Origin of the sequence: Pseudomonas tehranensis (assembly GCF_014268615.1) — a bacterium.
Classification (GTDB): domain Bacteria; phylum Pseudomonadota; class Gammaproteobacteria; order Pseudomonadales; family Pseudomonadaceae; genus Aquipseudomonas; species Aquipseudomonas tehranensis.
The window spans coordinates 1-20,390 of sequence record NZ_JABWQV010000081.1; the positions used below are offsets into that span (position 1 = coordinate 1).

Genomic DNA, 20,390 nt, shown 5'->3' on the forward strand with positions numbered 1-20,390 from the left:
GGAGCTGCCGAGTGGAACGAGGCTGCGATCTTTTGATTTTGATCTTTCACTCATGACTCAATTGTCTGGGGCAAGATCGCAGCCTCGTTTCACTCGTCAGCTCCTACAGGTGGGGCGAGTCCCCGCGCTATAAAGGTTGCGCCGTTATTTACGCTTGAGCATCTCCGGCAACTGCGCCACCAGCTTCTGGTTATTCAACGGCGCCCGAATAAACCCACGCTGAGTACCGTCCGGGCCGATGACGGCGAGGTTGCCACTGTGATCGACGGTGTAGTTGGGCTTGCTGGTATCCGCCGGGATGAACGGAATGCTCACCGCGTTGGCCAGCTTCTGCAGGTCTTCGATGGATGACGGGGTCAGGCCGATGAACTGCGGGTCGAAGTAGCCCAGGTACTGCTTGAGTTGCTTGGGCGTGTCGCGGTTCGGGTCGACGCTCACCAGTACGATCTGCAACTTATCCACAGCCTCGGGCGGCAGCTCGCTTTTGATCTGGCGTAGTTGGGCGAGGGTGGTGGGGCAGATGTCCGGGCAGAAGGTGTAGCCGAAGAACAGCAGGCTCCATTTGTCTTTCAGTTCGTCCATCACCACAGGCTGACCGTCCTGATCGGTCATTTTCACGTCCGGCAGGTTGCGGCTCTGGGGCAGCAGGATGATGCCGGCGTCGATGAGTGCCGTCTGGGCGCCCTCGCCTTTACCGGACAGCACTTTGTTGATGGTCAGGCCCATGATCAGCGCGATCACGGCCACGAGGATGAAGACGGTTTTCTGGGTTCGAGTCATAGGCTCAACAGTAAGTAGTGATCTACAAGCAGGGCGATGAACAGCAGGAACAAGTACCAGATAGAGTACTTGAACGTGTTGATCGCCGCGTGCGGCCGACTGCCACGGTACAACACCACGGCCCATTGCAGAAACCGGGCGCCCAGTACGAGGGCGCAAACCAGATACAGCACCCCGCTCATCTGGATCACAAAGGGCATCAGGCTCACCGCCAGCAGCACCAGGGTGTACAGCAGGATATGGATCTTGGTGTAGTGCTCGCCGTGGGTCACCGGCAGCATCGGGATGTCTGCCTTGGCGTATTCCTCTTTGCGATGAATCGCCAGGGCCCAGAAGTGCGGTGGGGTCCAGGCGAAGATGATCAGCACCAGCAGCAACGGTTCGGCGCTGACATGCCCGGTGGCGGCCACCCAGCCCAGCAGCGGTGGCGCCGCGCCGGCCAGGCCGCCGATGACGATGTTCTGCGGCGTCGCCCGCTTGAGAAAGCCGGTGTAGATCACCGCATAGCCGAGCAAGGAGGCCAGGGTCAGCCAGGCGGTCAGCGGGTTGGTGAACGCCAGCAACAGCGCTTGGCCGGCCACCGCCAGGACCAGGGCGAAGGTCAGTGCGGCGGCCGGTGAGACCCGGCCTTCGGCCAGGGGGCGTTTGTGAGTCCGGGCCATCACCGCGTCGATGCGCCGGTCCACCACATGGTTGACCGCCGCCGCGCCGCCGGCACACAGGGCAATGCCCAGGTTGCCGAACACCAGCACCGTCCACGGCACACCGGCGCGGGTGGCGAGGAACATGCCCACCAGCGAGGTGATTAGCATCAACACCACCACTTTGGGCTTGGTCAGCTCCAGATAATCGCGCCAGATCGCCTGGCTGTGGCGTTCACCGGTCAGGGTTGCCATGGCATCTCTCCTTTTATAGTTATGGGGCTGACGCCGTGTTTATGCGGGTTGAACCGCCAGCGCAGCGGGACTTGATGCTTGACCCGAACCAGGCTGGTCCGGGCGTGATAATTGACCAGCACCAGGGTCAGCAGCAGCGCGGCGCCCCCGGCGTTGTGCGCGACGGCCACCGGCAGCGGTAGATGAAAGAGCACGTTGCTGATGCCCAGGGTGATTTGCGCCGCCAGTGCGATCAGCACCAGCCCGGCCAGCCGGGTCATGCCGACGGTTTTCAATTGCCAGGCCAACCCCAGCAGCACCACGGTCACCAGCAACGCGCCGATACGGTGGGTCAAGTGAATGGCGGTGCGCGCATCGCTGTCGAGCTGGCCGCCCAGGTAGTTCGGACCGATGTGCTGGGTCAGATGAAAGCCGTTGGCAAAATCCGCCGGTGGCAGCCACTGGCCGTGGCAGGTCGGGAAATCGACGCAGGCTACGGCGGCGTAATTGGAGCTGACCCAACCGCCGAGGGCGATCTGGCCGATCACCAGCAGCAGCCCGGCGGTGGCCCAGTGTTGCAGTCGCTTGGGCACGGTCAGCGCCGGCAACACACCGGATAATCTCAACGTGAGCAGAAACAGCAAGCTCAGGGTGGCGAAGCCGCCCAGCAGATGCCCGGTCACCACTTGCGGCCACAGCTTGAGGGTGACGGTCCACATGCCGAACGCCGCCTGGGCAACCACCACCGCCAGCAGAAACAGCGGCAGTTTCAATGGCAGGCCGGGGTGACGGCGGTTCATCCAGGCCCGGGCAGCCAGCGCGGCGATCATCAGCCCCAGAAGGCCGGCGAAGTAGCGATGGACCATCTCGTTCCAGCCCTTGTGGGCTTCCACCGGGGCGTCGGGAAAATGCAGCTCGGCATGGGCCAGTTGGGCTTCGCTCTTGGGTACGCTGATGAAACCGTAGCAGCCGGGCCAGTCCGGGCAGCCGAGGCCGGCGTGGGTGAGCCGGGTGTAGGCGCCCAGCAGGACGACGACCAATGCCAGCAACGTGGCAAACAGCGCGAGGCGAAATCCAGGTTTGGCCATGTCGATGCCCTCATCCGATGTTCGACAGTTTCAACAGATGTCGCAGGTCGTTGAGCAGTGCCTTGCCCTTGATCCGGGCGTCATAACGCAGCACCAGGTTGCTATGGGGATCGATGATCCACAGCTGCGCTTCCTCGCTGCCTTGGGCACCTTTCTGATAGGCCGGCAGGTCAAGCGGATAGCGCTGCAGTTGCGGGTATTCGCGCTGCAACTGGGCGTCATAGTCGGCGTCCAGCGGTTGCGCGACGGCCAGGGCATGGCTGGCGCGGGAAGCGTCGCGGCCCAGGCCGATCTGCACCTGACGGGCCAGGTACACCAGTTGCCGGCAATCCTCGGAGCACGCCTGCGGCGCCGTGACCAGGATCTGCCAGCGTTTCTCGTCAGCCTGCACGCCAATCTCGGCGCGGGTCTGGCCGTTGCCGATCAGTTCGCCGTGATAGCTGCGGCTTTCCGGGACCCAGAACTGGAATTTGTACATGCCGGTGGCCAGGATCATCGGGCCGATCACCCCGAGCACGATCAGCAGCAGTTGCACGCGGCCGCGTCGACGGTTGTGCGCCGTGGGCGCCTCAGACGTGTTGGTTGGATTCATGGTGTTTCCCATGGTGTCTCCCTGCGTTGTGCCATCCGAGATAAAGAAACAGGCCAAACAGCGCCGCCGCCATGGCGAACCACTGCACGGCATAGCCGAGGTGTTTTTCCGGGCCCATGGCCACCACCGGCCAATCGGTCCGGTAGGCACCGGGCCCGCTTTGTTGGCGTAATTGGTAGGCGAAGCCGTTGCGGCCCAGTTCGGCCCAGAGTTTGTCCGGTTCGATGGTGGTCACCAGGCGCGGCCACGGCGCGTCGGCCGGGTCGGCGTGGAGCTGGAACGTGGCGCCCGGAGCCACATAGACCCAGGCTTGAAGGCTCACCGGTTGTTCCGGGGTGCTGAAGGCCGGCGGGGTGCGGCGGTCAGGCCAGGGCAACCAGCCGCGGTTGACCAGCAGCCACAGGCCGGTGGCATGGTCGAGAAAGGGTTGCAGCAACTCCACGCCGACTTTGCCGTCGTGCTGGCGGTTATCCAGCAGGATGCTGTGCTCGGCGTCGAACTGGCCTCGCAGGCTGACCGGTCGAAAGGCCGGATCCGCCGTCTGTTGCAGTTCGCCGCTGTCCATCGGCGGCGCCACGCGGCGCTCGGCATAACTGTGCATGAGCTCGCGCTTCTGCTCGCCCCGGCTCAGTTGCCAGAAACCCAGGCACACCATCACCGGCAGCAGGATCGCCACTACCAAAGACGGCACAACGCCTGGCCGAAAGCCTTTCATGGCGCCGTTCCAAAGCTGTCGAACGAGGTAGCTATACTCACGTGCATCGCGTCCCCCCGGAGTGTCCCTAATGCTCAAAGCAGCCATCGTCCTGATGCTGATTGCCACGATTGCCAGTCTGTTCAGTGGTCTGTTTTTTCTGGTCAAGGACGAAGGCAATTCCAATCGCCTGGTCATCGCCCTGGCGATTCGGGTGAGCCTGGCCGCCATCACCGTCGGCTTGATCGCCTGGGGTTTTTTCAGCGGCCAGTTGGTGTCCCACGTGCCTTGGTAAATCCTCAGAGCACGTAGACGAAGATGAACAAGCCAATCCACACCACATCGACGAAGTGCCAATACCAGCTCGCCGCCTCGAAGCCGAACTGATGCTCGTTGTCGAAGTGCCCGCGCATGATCCGCATCAGCATCACAAACAGGATGATCGTGCCGATGGTGACGTGGGCGCCGTGGAACCCAGTGAGCATGAAGAACGTCGCGCCGTAGACGCCGGAGCCCAGGGTCAGGCCCAGTTCCTGGTAGGCGTGGATGTATTCCTCGGCCTGGAAGCCGAGGAACGCGCAACCCAGCAGCACGGTGATCGCCAGCCAGATCTTCAACGCGCCGCGATGGCCTTTTTTCAAGGCATGGTGGGCGATGGTCACCGTGACGCTGGAGCTGACCAGCAGGATGGTGTTGAGCAGCGGCAGGCCCCAGGGGCTGATCACATCCTTGGGCGCGGGAAAGAGTTTCGGATCGGGGTTGTTCAGTAACGGCCAGACGAACTCGAAGTTCGGCCAGAGCATGTGCGACAGGCCCTTCTCTCCTTCACCGGCCAAACCTGGCGCCGAGATCATGCGCACATAAAACAGCGCGCCGAAGAAGGCGATGAAGAACATCACTTCAGAGAAGATGAACCAGCTCATGCCCCAGCGGAATGAGCGGTCAAGCTGTGCGCTGTAGAGCCCGGCGCGGCTTTCCTTGATCACCGCGCCGAACCAGCCGAACAGCATGTAGGCCAGCAACAGGCCACCGACAAAAAAGATCAGCGGGCCGTGAGAGTCAGGCCGGTCGGCTTTCAGGTCGTTGAACCAGGTCGCCAGGCCATACACCGTGACGAACATCCCGACGGTGGCGATGATCGGCCATTTGCTCTGGGCCGGAACGTAATAGTGCTCGTGAGTTGCCATTTATTGTTCTCCTTATCGGGCACGCTATCGGTCAGTGTTTAGAGCCACCGGTGGATGACGAGCGGTGATATCGAACAGCGTGTAGGACAGCGTCAGGTGCTTCACTTCCTTGGGCATGTCCCGGTCAACGATGAAGCGCATGGGCATTTCGATACGTTCGCCGGGTTGCAGCACTTGCTGGGTAAAACAAAAGCATTCGGTCTTGTGGAAATAGGCCGCCGCGTTGCTCGGCGCGATGCTCGGAACGGCCTGGGCGCTCATCGGCCGATCGGTAGGGTTGTGGGCGACGAAGACCATCTCGTTCACCGCCCCCGGCTGGACCACCAACTGGTCAGCCTTGGGATAGAAGTCCCAGACCATGTCCACCGAGTTGGTCGACAGAAACTGCACACGCACTTGGCGCGACTCATCAACGATTTGTTCACCTTCGTACTGCCCCGCGGTCTTGCCGTTGATGCCGAACACCCGGCACATCACGTCATAGATCGGCACCAGGGCAAACCCGAAGGCAAACATGGCCACCACTACCACAAGCAGGCGAGTGACCAGTTTTTTCAGCGAAATCGAGTCAGCCATGGCAGTTATCTCTTGCACCAAACCCTGTGGGAGCGAGCCTGCTCGCGATAGCGGTGTGCCTGGCACACCGAGTCGCGTCTATCGCGAGCAGGCTTGCTCCCACAAAAGCGGCGGTGTTCATTTCACTTCCGGCGGCGTGGTGAAGGTGTGATACGGCGCCGGTGATGGCACGCTCCACTCCAATCCTTCCGCGCCATCCCACGGCTTGGCCGGCGCCGGCTCGCCGCCGCGAATGGTCTTGATCACGATGAACAGGAAGAAGATTTGCGTGGTGCCGAACATGAACGCGCCGATGGACGAGACCATGTTGAAGTCGGCGAACTGCAGGTTGTAGTCCGGGATCCGCCGGGGCATGCCCGCCAGGCCGACGAAGTGCATCGGGAAGAACGCCAGGTTCATGCCGACGAACGACAGCCAGAAGTGCAGCTTGCCGAGGGTTTCGTCGTACATGTGGCCGGTCCATTTCGGCAGCCAGTAGTAGGCCGAGGCGAAGATCCCGAAGATCGCGCCGGGCACCAGCACATAGTGGAAGTGCGCGACTACGAAGTAGGTGTCCTGGTACTGGAAGTCCGCCGGGGCGATGGCCAGCATCAGCCCGGAGAAACCGCCGATGGAAAACAGGATCACGAACGCCACGGCAAACAGCATCGGCGTTTCGAAGGTCAGTGAGCCTTGCCACATGGTGCTGGCCCAGTTGAACACCTTCACCCCGGTGGGCACGGCGATCAGCAGGGTGGCGTACATGAAGAACAGCTCGCCCACCAGCGGAATGCCCACCACGAACATGTGGTGCGCCCAGACGATGAACGACAGGAACGCAATGGCCGCCGTGGCGTAGACCATCGAGGTGTAGCCGAACAGCGGTTTGCGCGAGAACGCCGGGATGATCGAGCTGACGGCACCGAAGGCCGGCAGGATCATGATGTACACCTCGGGGTGGCCGAAGAACCAGAACACATGCTGGAACAGCACCGGATCACCCCCGCCGGCGGCACTGAAGAAGCTGGTGCCGAAGTGGATGTCCATCAGCATCATCGTCACGCAGCCGGCCAGCACCGGCATCACGGCGATCAGCAGGAACGCGGTGATCAGCCAGGTCCAGACGAACAGCGGCATTTTCATCAGGGTCATGCCGGGGGCGCGCAGGTTGAGGATGGTGGCGACCACGTTGATCGCGCCCATGATCGAACTGATGCCCATCAGGTGGATGGCAAAGATGAAGAACGTCACGCTTTCCGGCGCATAGGTGGTGGACAGCGGCGCGTAGAAGGTCCAGCCAAAGTTCGGCCCGCCGCCTTCCGTGAAGAGCGTCGACACCAGCATCAGGAACGCCGCCGGCAACAACCAGAAACTGAAGTTGTTCATGCGCGGCAGGGCCATGTCCGGCGCGCCGATCATCAGCGGGATCATCCAGTTGGCCAGGCCGACGAAGGCTGGCATCACCGCGCCGAAGACCATCACCAGGCCGTGCATGGTGGTCATCTGGTTGAAGAACTCCGGCTGCACGATCTGCAGGCCGGGCTGGAACAGCTCGGCGCGGATCACCATGGCGAACGAGCCGCCCAGCAGGAACATGGAGAAGGCGAACCACAGGTACAGCGTGCCGATATCCTTGTGGTTGGTGGTCAGTACCCAGCGCATCAGCCCTTTGGCGGGGCCGTGGGCGTGGTCGGCATGACCGTGGTCATCGATCACAGCACTCATGTCCTGTCTCCTTCGAACGAGTGGGCTGGGCGGCGCGGGGCGATGAGCCCCGAGCGGTTGCGGGAACACACGTCAGGCCGGCTCATTGGCTTTCTGCCTGTTTGAGTTCCAGCACTTGTTTAGGCGTAACCATGTCGCCCTTGTTGTTGCCCCAGGCGTTACGTTCATAGGTCACGACCGCCGCGATATCGACTTCCGATAGCTGCTTGCCGAACGCCGCCATGGAGGTGCCCGGTTTGCCGTGGAAGACAATGTTCAGGTGATCAGCCACTGGGCCTGTGGCGATTTTCGAGCCTTTGAGCGCCGGGAACATCGGTGGCAAGCCCTGGCCTTCGGCCTGGTGACAGGCCACGCATGCAGTGTGGTAGACCTTGTCGCCACGCTCGATGAGCTCTTGCTGCGTCCATTCCTTGCTGGTCAGCTCTTTGAGCTGCGCCGCTTCGGCCTTGCGTTCGGCCAGCCATGCTTCGTAGTCGGGTTTGCTCTTGACCTCGACCACGATCGGCATGAACCCGTGGTCCTTGCCGCACAGTTCGGCGCATTGGCCGCGATACAGCCCGGGCTTGTCGACGCGGGTCCAGGCTTCGTTGACGAAGCCGGGAATCGCATCGCGCTTGACCGCGAACGCCGGCACCCACCAGGAGTGGATCACGTCGGCGGAGGTCACCAGAAAGCGCACCTTGGCATCGACCGGCAGCACCAGCGGCTTGTCGACTTCCAGCAGGTAATGTTCGCCCTTGGCGCTCTGGTTATTGATTTGTTCGGCGGGGGTGGCCAGGTTGCTGAAGAACTCGACGTCCTGGCCCAAGTATTTGTAGTGCCACTTCCATTGATAGCCGGTGACCTGGATATCGATGTCCGACTCGCTGGAGTCGTACATCTTGATCAGGGTCGCGGTGGCGGGAACCGCCATCGCCACCAGGATCAGGAAAGGCACGATGGTCCAGAGAATTTCGACGCGGGTATTTTCGTGGAAATTGGCCGCGTTCTGGCCGGTTGAGCGGCGGTGCATCATCATCGACCAGAACATGGCGCCGAAGACGATGATGCCGATCACTACACAGATCCAGAAGATGGTCATGTGCAGGTCGAACACTGCATTGCTGATCTGTGTCGCTCCAGGCGCCATATTCACAGTCCAGGCCGCTTGCGCCTGGCTGAAAATCGACCACAACAGGAGGCCCATCCATACGTGTGGATGTCGCGTCATTGCGGGTTCCCCTTATCGTTCTTGTTATCCCGTCGGCGTAACGCCAGCGGCAAGGGATCGGCTACCTCAGACTACCAACTTGACTCGCCGCGCCTTGCTGCACATGCAATCGGGTGTCATCAGCTAACTCCATTCCAAACCGAGTATAGACAGCACCTGCAACCTCGCAACGCGATGGCGTAAATCGTTTGAAACAGGCAGGGCTTGCGCTAGAGCCCACGAATGGAGAAGGATGCGAACTGAGTGATGGCAAACCGATATAACAGCGACGTATCAAGGACGAACCGGTTATGAAAAATAGGTCTGAGGAGTGTCTTTTCGCCAGCTAAGTTATGTCTTCCTTATTTCATTGCCTTGTCCCCTGGAGTTGTCATGAACACCGCCGCATTGCGCGAGCAGATCCAAAAAGCCCAACAACATGAGGCCGAGACCGGCCAACTGACGCGTCAGCTGGAGGCCCAGCTGCCGAACCTGCACCGTGCCATCCAGTTGCCGGACGCCGACGCCAACGATGTCCTGGCGCGTTTCGTCGCCGCCTACATTGATGAAGTGCCCGATTTGCTGGATGCGGCCAATGAAGTCGCCAGGGAGGCGGGTATCGAGTCGCAGATCAAACCGGTACTGAAGATTGCCGAACAGTACTTCCTCCAGCCGCCGACGATCATGGCCGGCCATGTCGGGCTCGACAGCCTGCTGGACGAAGCCTATCTGGCGCACCGGTTTGTCGAGGAGGTCAATGACCTGTACATCAAGCATTTCGGCCAGCCACTGATTCCCTTGGACATGACGGTCGCCAATCTGATTGCTCACCAGTTGATCGGGGAGGAATTTGCCAATCAGCTCGATGAGGTGGTGCATCACACGTTCGATGAGATGCTCAATGACGAGACGTTTGCATTGGAGTCGGTAGAAACCTACCGCGAGAAGCTCAGCAGTCCGCAAACCGGCGCGGCCTGGAAGCGCTGGCCATGCATGTCCCGTCGCTTGGGCGTGGGTCTGGAACTGGATCAGCCGGCGGCTTGATCCGGCAGAACACACAACCCCCTGTGGGAGCGGGCTTGCTCGCGAAAGCGGTGTATCAGCTAACGAATGAGTTGCCTGACACTACGCCTTCGCGAGCAAGCCCGCTCCCACATTGGATCTGTGTTGTTCGTGAATAATGGGTTCCACGGAGGGAGAGGCTATCCCGCCGCCGCACCAACCCCCACCGTGGTGCGCAACCGCCCTTCCAACCTACGCTTGAGCCCGCGGGATTCGATCAACAGCTTCGAGCCCTTGCTGGCATTCGCCCGGCCCCATTCTTCCAAAAGCTCCAGGCACGAATGGTCGATGTAGCTCAGGTTATTGAGCGGCACATGCACCGTCGCGCCTGTGGGAATGGTGCCCAGCACCTGGGTCAGCGCCGGAACCTTCAGGAAGGTTGCCGCCCCCACCAGTCGCAATTCCATCTCACCCTCCTGGGGCAGATCGATCAGGCTGATTTTCAGTCGGGAGGCTTTCCAGGCCAGTTTTGCCAGGGTCAGGCCGAAACCGATCAATACGCCGGTCAGCAGGTCGGTGAAGATGATCGCCAGTGCCGTGGCGGCATAGGTGAACATCGGCATCCGGCCATAACGTCCCAGCCCGCGAAACGCCTTGAGATCCACCAGTTTGAAACCGGTGTACACCAACACACCCGCCAGGCTCGCCACCGGAATGCTCTGTAGCACGCTGGACAGCAGAAGCACGAAGAGCAACAGCCACAGGCCATGGAAAATCGTCGACATCCGTGTGGTCGCCCCGGCCTGGACGTTGGCCGAGCTGCGCACGATCACGCCGGTCATCGGCAGGGCGCCGAGCAGACCGCAGAGCATATTACCGATGCCCTGGGCGGACAGTTCCCGGTCGAAATCCGCGCGTTCGCCGCTGTGCATGCGGTCCACGGCGGCGGCCGAGAGCAGCGTTTCGGCACTGGCGATGAAAGCGACCGCGAACGCGGCGATCAGCAAGGTGGGGTCGGCCAGATTCAGCAGGTCCGCCGGGCGCAGCCAATCAATGGCTTGGGCGAGGTTCTCCGGGACTTCCACGCGTTTGACCTGCAAGGCCAACAGCAGGCTGGCAATGGTCGCCAGGCCCACGCCGAGCAGGGCACCGGGAACAAAGCGCAAGCTGTGAGGGCGAAACTTTTCCCACAGCCACATCACCGCAATCGTCGACAAACCGAGTAGACCCGCCTGCCAGCCGAACGACGGCAACGCCTGAGCCACTGCCGCAGGGAACGCCGCCAGATTATCCAGCCCCGATGGCTTAGGCACCGCGTCGAGCATCACATGGACCTGGGACAACACGATCAGCACACCGATACCCGCCAGCATGCCGTAGACCACCGCGGGCGCGGTTACCCGGAACCAGCAGCCCAGGCGAAAGCGCCCGGCCAGCAACTGCAGTAGACCGGCCAGCAGCAGGATCGGCCCGAGCATTGCGACGCCGTGCTGGCGCACCAGTTCGAAGACCAATACCGCCAACCCGGCGGCCGGGCCGCTGACTTGCAACTTGGAGCCGGCCAGAAAACCCACGACCAGCCCGCCGATGATGCCGGTGATCAGACCTTTGGCCGGTGGCAGGCCCGAGGCGATGGCAATGCCCATGCACAAGGGCAGCGCCACCAGAAACACCACCACGGAAGCCAACAGCTCCCGTGGCAGAACAGCTTTTAATTGAGCAGCACGCATGGCGACTCTCCCGAAGTTTTCTTCAGGCATGGCGAGGCCCTACCGCGTAAACAGCGGTAAGGCTTGAACCATGCAAGGATGATTAGGAGTGGTTAGAAGCGCGCTTTAGGCGTCGCCACCGGTATCGGATGGCTGCCATCGAGTGGCAGGAAACAACCCTGGTCCGCGTCGTAGGCTTTGATCTCGCTGGTCTCGATGTTGTACACCCAGCCATGGATGAACAATTGGCCGTTGGCCATGCGAGAGGCGACCGAGGGATGCGTTCGCAAATGTTGCAGCTGCGCGATCACGTTCTCTTCGGTGAGGATGGGCATGATCTGTTTTTCGTCGCCGCACGGGCAGTTGTCATGGACCATGGTCTTGGCCACTTCGGCGTGGCGCAACCAGGCTTTGACCGTGGGCATTTTTTCCAGGGTGTCGGGATTCAACACGGCACGCATGGCGCCGCAGTCGGAGTGACCGCAGACGATGATGTGCTGCACACCGAGGGCCAGCACGGCGTATTCGATGGCGGTGGAGACGCCGCCGTTCATCTGCCCGTACGGCGGAACGACGTTGCCGACGTTGCGGGTCACGAACAGGTCGCCGGGGGAGCTATGGGTAATCAGCTCGGGCACGATGCGCGAATCGGCGCAGGTGATGAACATCGCCCTGGGCGCTTGCGCCGTGGCGAGTTTCTTGAAGAGCTCTTCCTGCTGGGGAAAGATTTCGTGATGGAAATGCAAAAAGCCGTCAACAATATGCTGCAGCGCTGCATCGGCGGTTTCCGCCTCGGGTTGGGCTGAAGCCGACGCAGCCAACGGCTGTTTATCCTTGTCACTCATGATTCATCCTCTTTGACGGTTTGGTGACCTGTGTGGTCAGTTCTGTTTAGCCCAACTTCGGCGCCAAAAATCCATATCCTGCGTTGCTGTTCCTCGCCATAGCGGGCTATGACTCGTCGCAGCGCCTTGGCTATGGATTTCTGGCATCCGAATTTGAACTAAACAGAACTAACCACATAGGTCACTAGTGGCTGGTTAAAAAACATCCAGGTCGAGGTGTTCGACCTGTCAGTCACTCGATGAACAAGGTAGCGACCGAAACTTAACTCAAACTGAATCAAAGGCTCTAGAACAACGATTACAGGTGTGGCCGGGACGCAAGCGCCGCTCATGCATGCCCATCCCCCACGTTCAACTTTAATCAAATCAAGGACATCTGTCGGCCCGGCGGACAAAAGGCGTCGCAATCGAGATTGTAACCTTCCCGGCGCTCAAGCCCCAGACGCTTGAGCGCCTTGGCGAAACGCTGGGCCAGCAGGTCGGCGAAGGGGCCTTCACCACGCATCCGAGAACCGAAGCGGCTGTCATACAGTTCGCCGCCACGGCTCTGGCGAACCAGGCTCAGCACATGAGCCGCGCGTTGCGGGTAGTGCGCCTGCAACCACTCTTCGAATAGCGGTGCCACTTCCAACGGCAAGCGCAGCATCATGTAGGCGGCACTCTGCGCGCCGGCGGCGTGGCCTTCGGTCAGCAGGCTTTCGATCTCGCTGTCGTTGATCATCGGGATCATCGGCGAACACAGTACCCCCACGGGAATGCCCGCCTCGCGCATGACCCTGATCGCCCGTAATCGCGCCTTGGGCGCAGCCGCGCGGGGCTCGAGGATGCGCTTGAGTTCATCGTCCAGGGTGGTGAGGCTGATCATGACCTTGACCAGGCGCTGGTGCGCCAGCTCGGTCAGCAGGTCCAGGTCGCGCAGAATCAGCGAGCCTTTGGTGACGATGGTCACCGGATGACGGTAGCGCAGCAGCACTTCGAGAATCCGGCGAGTAATGCGATGTTCCCGTTCGATCGGCTGATAAGGGTCAGTATTGGACCCCAGGTTGATCGGCGCACACTGATAGCCACGCCTGGACAGCTGTTCCTCCAGCACGTCGGCGGCGTTGGTCTTGGCGATCAGCTTGGTTTCGAAATCCAGCCCGGGCGACATGTCCCAGTAAGCGTGGCTGGGCCGCGCATAGCAGTAGATACAGCCATGTTCACAGCCGCGGTAGGGATTGATGGAGCGGTCGAAAGGCAGATCCGGCGAGGTGTTGCGGGTGATGATGGTCTTGGCCGTTTCGATCCGCACTTCGGTGCCTTGGGTCGGCGGTACTTCCTGATACCAGCCATCATCCTCGACCACCGAGCGACTCGGGGCGAAGCGGTTGTGCGGGTTGGTGGCGGTGCCACGGCCACGGGGCGGAAGAGAGATGGACATTGGAAGGCTCCGTTGCTGTATGTGCATACAGTATTCGCTGGCATTCAATTAGGCCAGCGCCGTTCAGCAGCCCACCGCGATGGATCGTGTTCACGTTGTGTTGACGTCTTGCTCACAGGCCTTTAACCGGCTCGTGGCGAAACTGACCGTCTCGTTCTTCTTCGTTTCGGTCGTCCAGACATGTTCAAACTCTATTCCCGCTCGCTGCTCCTTCTGTCCTTGTTCCTGGTCTTTGCCGAGTCCCAAGCCGTGGCGGCCGATTTGGACGAGGCGAGGTCTTCCGAATGGGCCCGGCCGGTGGAAAAGCGCTACAACCTTTATCAACTGTCGTCGGCGCTCTACCGCAGCGCCTTGCCGGACGCTGATGCCTTACCTCTGCTGAGGCGACTCGACATCGGCACGGTCATCACATTTCTGCCGGATTCGGACGCGAGTTGGTTATCCACCCCCGGCGTCAAGCAAGTGCAGTTGCCTTATCGCACCAATCATGTGGACGACAGCGACATCCTCGCTGCCTTGCGCGCCATTCAGGTTGCCGAAGCCGACGGCGGGGTGCTGATGCACTGCAAGCATGGTTCGGATCGCACCGGGTTGGTGGCGGCCATGTACAGGGTGGTCGTACAGGGCTGGAGCAAAGAGGAGGCGTTGAGCGAAATGACTGAAGGCGGCTTCGGCAACAACCCGCACTTCAAGGACGGGGTTCGTTACATGATGCGGGCCGATGTTGAGAAGCTCCGGGTGGCGCTGGCCAACGGTGACTGCAGTACCAGCGTTTTTGCTCTTTGCTCGCTGAAAAGCTGGGTCGGTTCAGCAATCACGACTCGTCAGCCCGACCCACAGGTCATTCGCCCTTGACCCTGACGGGTGGCCTCCCTGTAAAGGCTGCCACGGACTCGGCCAGAGGCCGTGAATCGCCGGGGCCGAATATTGTTTCACGCAATGCCCGGCCTGTTGTCCCGTTGAACAACCCCTCCTGCTCAAACCTTTGGAATACGGTGATTGCCAACGCTTTCGACCAGGCATAGGCGTAAATCCTCGCCGCATAGCCGGTCACCATGTAATCCAGGCCATTGGGCCAGCGGTCGCTCCCCCATACGGGCAGATGCCCGACTTGGGCGCTGACTTGATCGAATACCTGCTGAGCCGTGCGCCCATCGCCGTGGGTCAGGTGCAGTTCCATGTCAAACAGCGCGTTGCGCAGCAGCGCGGCGGTTTCCCAGCTGGCCTGGGTGTTGGCGAAGGTCAGCAACTGATCGGCGATGTCATCGGGCATGGCTGCACCGGTCTGGTGGTGCTTTGACAAACGGACCAGGCATTGCCGGGTAAAGCACCATTGTTCCAATAGCATCCCAGCAAACTCCGAGGTGTCCCGGGAGAGCTCGGTGATGCCCGACACGTCGCGATACTCGGCACGGGTCAACACATGGTGCAAGCAATGGCCGAACTCATGAAAGAGAATTCGCAATTGCAGATGGTCGAGCAAGACCGGCGATGCATCTGAGCTGCGCGCCAGCCAGCCATGCAACACGGCGATGGGATGTCGAGGCCGGCCCTCGGCCGTGATGCGACGGTTTCGCAGGGTGGTGGTGTTCGGGTAACCGTCTCTGTTCGCATCCTCGAACGGATCGAAATAGATGTATCCGATGGTCTGGTCCCACTCGCGGACTTCGAAAAGACGCACGTCCGGATGCCATGTGGCCGCGTCAGCGCGTTCGAGAATGTCCACCCCAAACAGATCCTTGGCGATCAGCAATAGCTGTGAAAAGGTGGACTCCAGTTCGAACCAGGCGCTGAGGGTCAGCTTCGAGATGCCGGCCGTGTGCTGACGAAGTTTTTCTACCAGATACGGGTAATCCCAAGGTTGAAGCTCGGTGAAGCCTTGCCTTCGGGCAAATGCCTTGAGCTGTTCGGCGTCGCGGGCAAAGAGGTCTTGTTGCTGTTCAAGCTGATCGCGCAAGAACGTCATCACCTGTTCGGGAGACTCGGCTTGCTCAGGCTCGATCACCATTTGAGCGAAATTCGAATAACCCAGTAACGCCGCATACCGACGACGATCCTCCAGCAACCGTCTGAGCACCTCGCTGTTGTCAAACCGGCCAGCGTCGGGGCCCTGATCCGAGGCGCGTGTGCTGTAGGCCAGGTACACCTCTTTGCGCAAAAGACGATTGTCCGCGTAACTCGTGACGATGCCAAACGATGCATCACTGAGGGTCAGCAGCCATCCCGTGCGCCCGGCCTCGCGGGCCTGTTTGGCCAGCTGTTGTTTGAATTGCGGCGCCAGGCCGCTCAATTGAGCTTCATCGTCGAACGCTTTGCTCCAGGCCTTGTTGGCCTTGTGCAAGTGATCGAGGAACAATTCCCGGCCCTGTTGAATGCGTAGCTGCAGGACTTTCAAATCTGACGGTGCGGTATGGGCCAACCCGTGCTGGCGAAACTGGCGCAGGGCCTTCTCCAGAACTCTTTTACGAGGCGGCTCGAAGTGCCTGGCAATCTCGCTGTTGGCCAAGCGCTGATAGAGTTGAAACAATGGGCGATTGTGTCTCAGTGCGCGCTGGAAATCGCGCACCCGTTCGCTGCAGTCGAGCGAAGCCTGCGCCCAGTCGTCTCCTGGCCTGGTGGACGCCAGCAGATCCAGCAGGTCATCGAAACCCTTCAAGCGGGCGTGAATCTCGTCCATGGCCAACACCAGGTCGTCCCAGGTTGGGAAGGGTGTCTGAGTCTTGATGATGTCGGCCACTTGAGCACGGCTCTCGGCAAGGATCCGGTCGAGGGCCGGTGAAAAATGTTTGGCTTGGATCTGCGCAAAGGGGGGCAGGTCATAGGCCTGCAACAGCGGATTGGCATCGTCGGGCATGGGGAGCCTTCCTGTCAGTCTGGACTTGCTGGCCAGTCTGGGCGGGAAGGGATAAAGCCTGGTGGTATATATGTATCGCCTCCGGGCCGGGCGGCCCGGAAGGTGATGCCGAAGATTTCAGTCGGTTTTTTTCTTCAGCTTGGGATTGGGGAAAAACTGCACCGCCTGGACCTTGGCGTCCGGGACTTTGAGTGCCGATGTGTTGACCCGGGTGCCCAACTCCTTGGGCACCGACAGGCCTTGTTCGTTGAGCGTGTCGGAATAACCGCAGGCCACACACTCACGGTGCGGCACACCGTCTTCGTTCCACATCATCAACTTGTCCGGTTCGCTGCACGCCGGGCAGACCGCCCCGGCGATAAAGCGCCTTTTGGTAATCACAGGCCCCTCGCTCATGCTGCTGCGTCCTCGGTCAGGCCGCTGTGGCGCAAGAGTGCGTCAATCGATGGCTCACGGCCACGGAAGTCGACGAACAGCACCATCGGCTCCTGGGAGCCGCCACGGGCCAGGATAGCTTCACGGAAAGCGCGACCGGTGTCGGCGTTGAGCACGCCGTCCTCTTCAAACTTGGAGAACGCATCGGCCGACAACACTTCCGCCCACTTATAGCTGTAGTAGCCCGCCGCATAACCGCCGGCGAAGATGTGGGCAAAGCTGTTGGGGAAGCGGTTGTAGGCCGGTGGACGCATCACCGAGACCTCGTCACGCACGCCTTCGAGCACTTGCAGCACGCTACGGCCATCGCCGTGGGTGGCGTGCAGCTCGAAGTCGAACAGCGAGAACTCCAACTGGCGCACCATCATCAGGCCGGACTGGAAGTTTTTCGCCGCGAGCATTTTTTCCAGCAGGTCCTGGGGCAGCGGTTCGCCGGTTTCATAGTGACCGGAAATCAGCGCCAGGCCTTCGGGCTCCCAGCACCAGTTTTCCATGAACTGGCTCGGCAGTTCCACGGCATCCCAGGCCACGCCGTTGATGCCGGACACGCCGGCATGTTCGACGCGGGTCAGCAGGTGGTGCAGGCCATGGCCGAACTCGTGGAACAGGGTGGTGACTTCGTCGTGGGTCAGCAGCGCGGGTTTGCCGCTGTCGGCCGGGGTGAAGTTGCACACCAGGTTGGCGACAGGGCTTTGCAGCACGCCATCGAAGGTGCGCCGACGGTCGCGGGCGCCGTCCATCCAGGCGCCGCCGCGCTTGTTGGCGCGGGCATAGAGGTCGAAGAAGAAACGGCCGACGTGCTGACCGTTCTCCTTGATTTCGAACAGGCGCACGTCCGGATGCCAGGTGTCGAAGCCTTTCAGTTCGGCAATCTCGATGCCGTAGAGGCGTTGCACGATGGCGAACAGGCCGCCCAGCACTTTGTCGATCGGGAAGTACGCGCGCAGGGCTTCCTGAGCGACGCTGTAACGCTGCTGGCGCAGTTTTTCGCCATAGAAGCCGCTGTCCCAGCTTTGCAGGTCGGGGCAGCCCTGTTCGGCGGCGAACGCCTTGAGCTGTTCCAGGTCCAGGGCCGCGAACGGCTTGCTGCGCTTGGCCAGGTCTCGCAGGAAATTGAGGACCTGATCGCTGGACTCGGCCATCTTGGTCGCCAGGCTCAACTCGGCGAAGTTGGCGAACCCCAGCAACTGAGCCAGTTCCTGACGCAGGTCGAGGATCTGCTCCATCACCGGGGTGTTATCGTTTTGACCGGCATTCGGACCCTGGTCCGACGCACGGGTGCAGTACGCGGCGTAGACTTCTTCCCGCAGGGCGCGGTCTTCGGCGTAGGTCATCACTGCGAAGTAGCTGGGGAATTCCAGGTTGATCAGCCAGCCGTCCAGTTCCTTGGCTTGGGCGGCTGCAGCCATTTGCGCCTTGGCCGAATCGGTCAGGCCGGCGAGGGTGGCCTCAGAGGTGACGTGCTTGGTCCAGGCCTGGGTCGCGTCGAGCAATTGATTGGAGAAGCGGCTGCCCAGTTCCGACAGTTTGCTTTGCACTTCGGCGTAGCGCTGCTGCTGCTCGGGCGGCAGATCAATACCCGACAGACGGAAGTCACGCAGGGAATGTTCCAGGATGGTTTTCTGCGCCACATCGAAATCGGCGGCTTCGGGGCTGCTCGCCAGGGCTTCGAACGCCTGGAACAGCTCGCGGTTCTGGCCCAGCTCCGTGGAGTAAGCACTCAGCGCCGGCAGGCAGGCCTCGTAGGCTTCGCGCAGTTCGGGGCTGTTACGCACGGCGTTCAGGTGGCTCACTGGGCTCCAGGCGGCGCCCAGGCGATCATTGAGCTCGTCCATCGCCAGCACCAGGCCGGCCCAGGTAGGTTGCGTGCCCTGGGTCTTGAGGATCTCGGCAATGGCGGCACGGTTGTCAGCCAGGATCTGCTCGATGGCCGGTTGCACGTGCTCGGCACGGATCGCCGAGAACGGTGGCAGGTCGTAGGGTTGCAAAAGAGGGTTGTTCACGCTCACGGTTGACACCTTGGCTGGAAGAAACATGGCCCCATCTTAATTACAATCGACGTTCACCGCAGCTAGCAGCGCCTATCACCGGATAAGAGAGAGCCTATCGTGACCCTTCGCACGTACCAGAATCACCGCCCACGGCTTGCCCGCGGCGCTTTTGTCGACAGCACCGCGGTGGTGATCGGCGACGTAGAAATCGGCGAAGACAGCTCCGTCTGGCCGTTGACAGTCATTCGCGGCGACATGCACCGCATCCGCATTGGCGCCCGTACCAGCGTCCAGGATGGCTGCGTGCTGCACATCACCCACGCCGGCCCCTTCAATCCCGATGGTTTCCCGCTGCTGATCGGCGATGACGTGACCATCGCCCACAAGGTCATGCTCCATGGCTGCACCGTAGGCAGTCGGATCCTGATCGGCATGGGTAGCATCGTCATGGACGGTGCGATAGTTGAAGACGAGGTGATCATCGGCGCCGGCAGCCTCGTACCACCGGGCAAACGCTTGGAGAGCGGCTTCCTGTATGTAGGCAGCCCGGTAAAACAGGCCCGGCCTCTGACCGACAAGGAACGCGCCTTTTTCACCTACAGCGCGGCGAACTACGTGAAGCTCAAGGACCTGCATCTGGCCGAAGGCTACGACCTGCTCTGAACCGTACCGCCCTTACCCAGGAATTTGCATGCATTACCAGACCGTACTCTTCGACCTCGACGGCACCCTCACCGACCCCCGCGAGGGCATTACCCGTTCGATCCAGTTCGCCCTGAGCCAACTGGGCATCGACGAACCCGACCTCACCCGCCTCGAACACTTCATCGGCCCACCGCTGTTGCAGGCCTTCATGCAGTTCTACGCCTTCGACGAAGCCAAGGCCTGGGAAGCGGTGAACTTCTATCGCGAACGCTTCAAAGTCACCGGCTTGTACGAAAACCGGGTATTCGATGGCGTGATGCCGATGCTGGAAACCTTGGGCGTCCAAGGCCGGCAGCTGTACATCGCCACTTCCAAACCTTGGATCTTCGCCCGGGAAATCGCCCGCCACTTCGACTTTGCCCGGCATTTCAAGGTGATCTATGGGAGTGAGCTGGACGGCACGCGCACCAACAAGGTCGAGTTGATTGCTCATCTGATGGCTGAAGAAGGGCTCGACCCGGCCAATACCTTGATGATTGGGGATCGAAAGCACGATTTGATTGGTGCCCGCAGCAATGGCCTGGACGCGGCCGCGGTGGGGTATGGGTTTGGCAGTTTTGAAGAGTTGAGTGCGGAAAAGCCTGTGTATCACTTCCAGACGTTGGATGAGTTGCATCAGGCGTTTTTGCGGGGTTAGCCCTATTGCTATCGCGGGCAAGCCTTGCTCCCACAGAGCAGTACCCAGAATGCCTGAGGACCAAGGCATGCCCTCCGCCTGTGGGAGCAAGGCTTGCCCGCGATGCT

The 20,390-nt window shown here is 61.0% G+C and carries 20 protein-coding genes; 5 read left to right on the forward strand and 15 right to left on the reverse strand.

The genetic code is table 11. The features are described from left to right. Positions 1-144: 144 nt before the first annotated feature. Genes HU811_RS13990 through HU811_RS14010 form a run of 5 tightly spaced genes read right to left on the reverse strand, consistent with a single transcriptional unit; the run spans position 145 to position 4,050 of the window. Positions 145-780 carry an SCO family protein gene (locus HU811_RS13990; RefSeq protein WP_186656462.1) on the reverse strand — a complete coding sequence of 212 codons (636 nt, stop codon included), beginning with the start codon at positions 778-780 and terminating at the stop codon, positions 145-147. Further along, on the reverse strand, positions 777-1,676 hold the full coding sequence (cyoE, locus tag HU811_RS13995; protein ID WP_186656464.1) for a heme o synthase: 900 nt from the start codon (positions 1,674-1,676) through the stop codon (positions 777-779). The genes HU811_RS13990 and cyoE overlap by 4 nt, the downstream gene beginning before the upstream one ends. Beyond that, on the reverse strand, positions 1,664-2,743 hold the full coding sequence (locus HU811_RS14000) for a COX15/CtaA family protein (RefSeq protein WP_186656466.1): 1,080 nt from the start codon (positions 2,741-2,743) through the stop codon (positions 1,664-1,666). Before HU811_RS14000 ends, cyoE begins: the two co-directional genes overlap by 13 nt. 10 nt (positions 2,744-2,753) lie before the next feature. After that, positions 2,754-3,347, reverse strand: a complete 594-nt coding sequence (locus tag HU811_RS14005; RefSeq protein ID WP_186656468.1) for a PA_0111/PP_0108 family redox-active disulfide protein — start codon at positions 3,345-3,347, stop codon at positions 2,754-2,756. Continuing rightward, positions 3,313-4,050 carry an SURF1 family protein gene (locus tag HU811_RS14010; protein ID WP_186656471.1) on the reverse strand — a complete coding sequence of 246 codons (738 nt, stop codon included), beginning with the start codon at positions 4,048-4,050 and terminating at the stop codon, positions 3,313-3,315. Before HU811_RS14010 ends, HU811_RS14005 begins: the two co-directional genes overlap by 35 nt. Positions 4,051-4,120: 70 nt before the next feature. Between HU811_RS14010 and HU811_RS14015 the strand changes: the two genes are divergently transcribed. Then, positions 4,121-4,324 (forward strand): twin transmembrane helix small protein, encoded by a 204-nt coding sequence (locus HU811_RS14015; RefSeq protein ID WP_092458074.1) that lies wholly within the window; start codon positions 4,121-4,123, stop codon positions 4,322-4,324. Positions 4,325-4,328: 4 nt separating this feature from the next. On the opposite strand, the gene HU811_RS14020 is transcribed toward HU811_RS14015, so the two are convergent. The 4 genes from HU811_RS14020 to coxB all read right to left on the reverse strand — a co-directional run bounded on the left by HU811_RS14020 (position 4,329) and on the right by coxB (position 8,706). Continuing rightward, positions 4,329-5,216 carry a cytochrome c oxidase subunit 3 gene (locus HU811_RS14020; protein ID WP_092399769.1) on the reverse strand — a complete coding sequence of 296 codons (888 nt, stop codon included), beginning with the start codon at positions 5,214-5,216 and terminating at the stop codon, positions 4,329-4,331. A gap of 24 nt (positions 5,217-5,240) precedes the next feature. After that, positions 5,241-5,792 carry a cytochrome c oxidase assembly protein gene (locus HU811_RS14025; protein ID WP_186656473.1) on the reverse strand — a complete coding sequence of 184 codons (552 nt, stop codon included), beginning with the start codon at positions 5,790-5,792 and terminating at the stop codon, positions 5,241-5,243. 117 nt (positions 5,793-5,909) lie between these two features. Next, positions 5,910-7,496, reverse strand: coding sequence for a cytochrome c oxidase subunit I (ctaD, locus tag HU811_RS14030; protein WP_092399773.1), 1,587 nt, complete (start codon positions 7,494-7,496; stop codon positions 5,910-5,912). Between the two features lie 82 nt (positions 7,497-7,578). Beyond that, on the reverse strand, positions 7,579-8,706 hold the full coding sequence (coxB, locus tag HU811_RS14035) for a cytochrome c oxidase subunit II (RefSeq protein ID WP_186656475.1): 1,128 nt from the start codon (positions 8,704-8,706) through the stop codon (positions 7,579-7,581). A gap of 372 nt (positions 8,707-9,078) precedes the next feature. Here coxB and HU811_RS14040 point away from each other — a divergent pair, with 372 nt between their 5' ends. Then, positions 9,079-9,729, forward strand: a complete 651-nt coding sequence (locus HU811_RS14040) for a hypothetical protein (RefSeq protein WP_092399777.1) — start codon at positions 9,079-9,081, stop codon at positions 9,727-9,729. A gap of 158 nt (positions 9,730-9,887) precedes the next feature. Here the strand turns inward: HU811_RS14040 and HU811_RS14045 are convergent, their stop codons facing one another. The 3 genes from HU811_RS14045 to HU811_RS14055 form a co-directional block, all read right to left on the reverse strand. After that, the gene (locus tag HU811_RS14045) at positions 9,888-11,417 is read right to left on the reverse strand and encodes a SulP family inorganic anion transporter (RefSeq protein ID WP_186656478.1); all 1,530 of its coding nucleotides are present in this window, start codon (positions 11,415-11,417) and stop codon (positions 9,888-9,890) included. Positions 11,418-11,509: 92 nt separating this feature from the next. Further along, positions 11,510-12,241: a carbonic anhydrase gene (locus HU811_RS14050; protein WP_047230057.1), complete on the reverse strand. Its 732-nt coding sequence runs from the start codon at positions 12,239-12,241 to the stop codon at positions 11,510-11,512. Between the two features lie 361 nt (positions 12,242-12,602). Further along, positions 12,603-13,661, reverse strand: a complete 1,059-nt coding sequence (locus HU811_RS14055; RefSeq protein ID WP_186656480.1) for a PA0069 family radical SAM protein — start codon at positions 13,659-13,661, stop codon at positions 12,603-12,605. Positions 13,662-13,841: 180 nt separating this feature from the next. Here HU811_RS14055 and HU811_RS14060 point away from each other — a divergent pair, with 180 nt between their 5' ends. After that, a complete protein-coding gene (locus tag HU811_RS14060) occupies positions 13,842-14,516 on the forward strand; it encodes a phosphatase domain-containing protein (protein WP_186656482.1) in 675 nt (224 codons plus the stop codon). Here HU811_RS14060 and HU811_RS14065 read toward each other — a convergent pair. From HU811_RS14065 to prlC, 3 genes are all read right to left on the reverse strand, one after another. Beyond that, positions 14,503-16,515, reverse strand: coding sequence for a M3 family metallopeptidase (locus HU811_RS14065; protein WP_186656484.1), 2,013 nt, complete (start codon positions 16,513-16,515; stop codon positions 14,503-14,505). The two genes, HU811_RS14060 and HU811_RS14065, sit on opposite strands and share 14 nt — an antisense overlap. A 117-nt stretch (positions 16,516-16,632) precedes the next feature. After that, entirely contained in the window at positions 16,633-16,911 is a 279-nt protein-coding gene (locus HU811_RS14070; protein ID WP_047230061.1) for a YheV family putative zinc ribbon protein, read from the reverse strand. After that, complete coding sequence (gene prlC / locus HU811_RS14075) at positions 16,908-18,959, reverse strand: oligopeptidase A (protein ID WP_367616240.1); 2,052 nt, start codon at positions 18,957-18,959, stop codon at positions 16,908-16,910. Before prlC ends, HU811_RS14070 begins: the two co-directional genes overlap by 4 nt. A 99-nt stretch (positions 18,960-19,058) precedes the next feature. On the opposite strand from prlC, the gene HU811_RS14080 reads away from it, so the two are divergent. Beyond that, positions 19,059-19,604: a gamma carbonic anhydrase family protein gene (locus HU811_RS14080; protein WP_092399785.1), complete on the forward strand. Its 546-nt coding sequence runs from the start codon at positions 19,059-19,061 to the stop codon at positions 19,602-19,604. Positions 19,605-19,632: 28 nt separating this feature from the next. Next, positions 19,633-20,283 (forward strand): HAD family hydrolase, encoded by a 651-nt coding sequence (locus HU811_RS14085; protein ID WP_186656489.1) that lies wholly within the window; start codon positions 19,633-19,635, stop codon positions 20,281-20,283. Positions 20,284-20,390 lie beyond the last annotated feature (107 nt).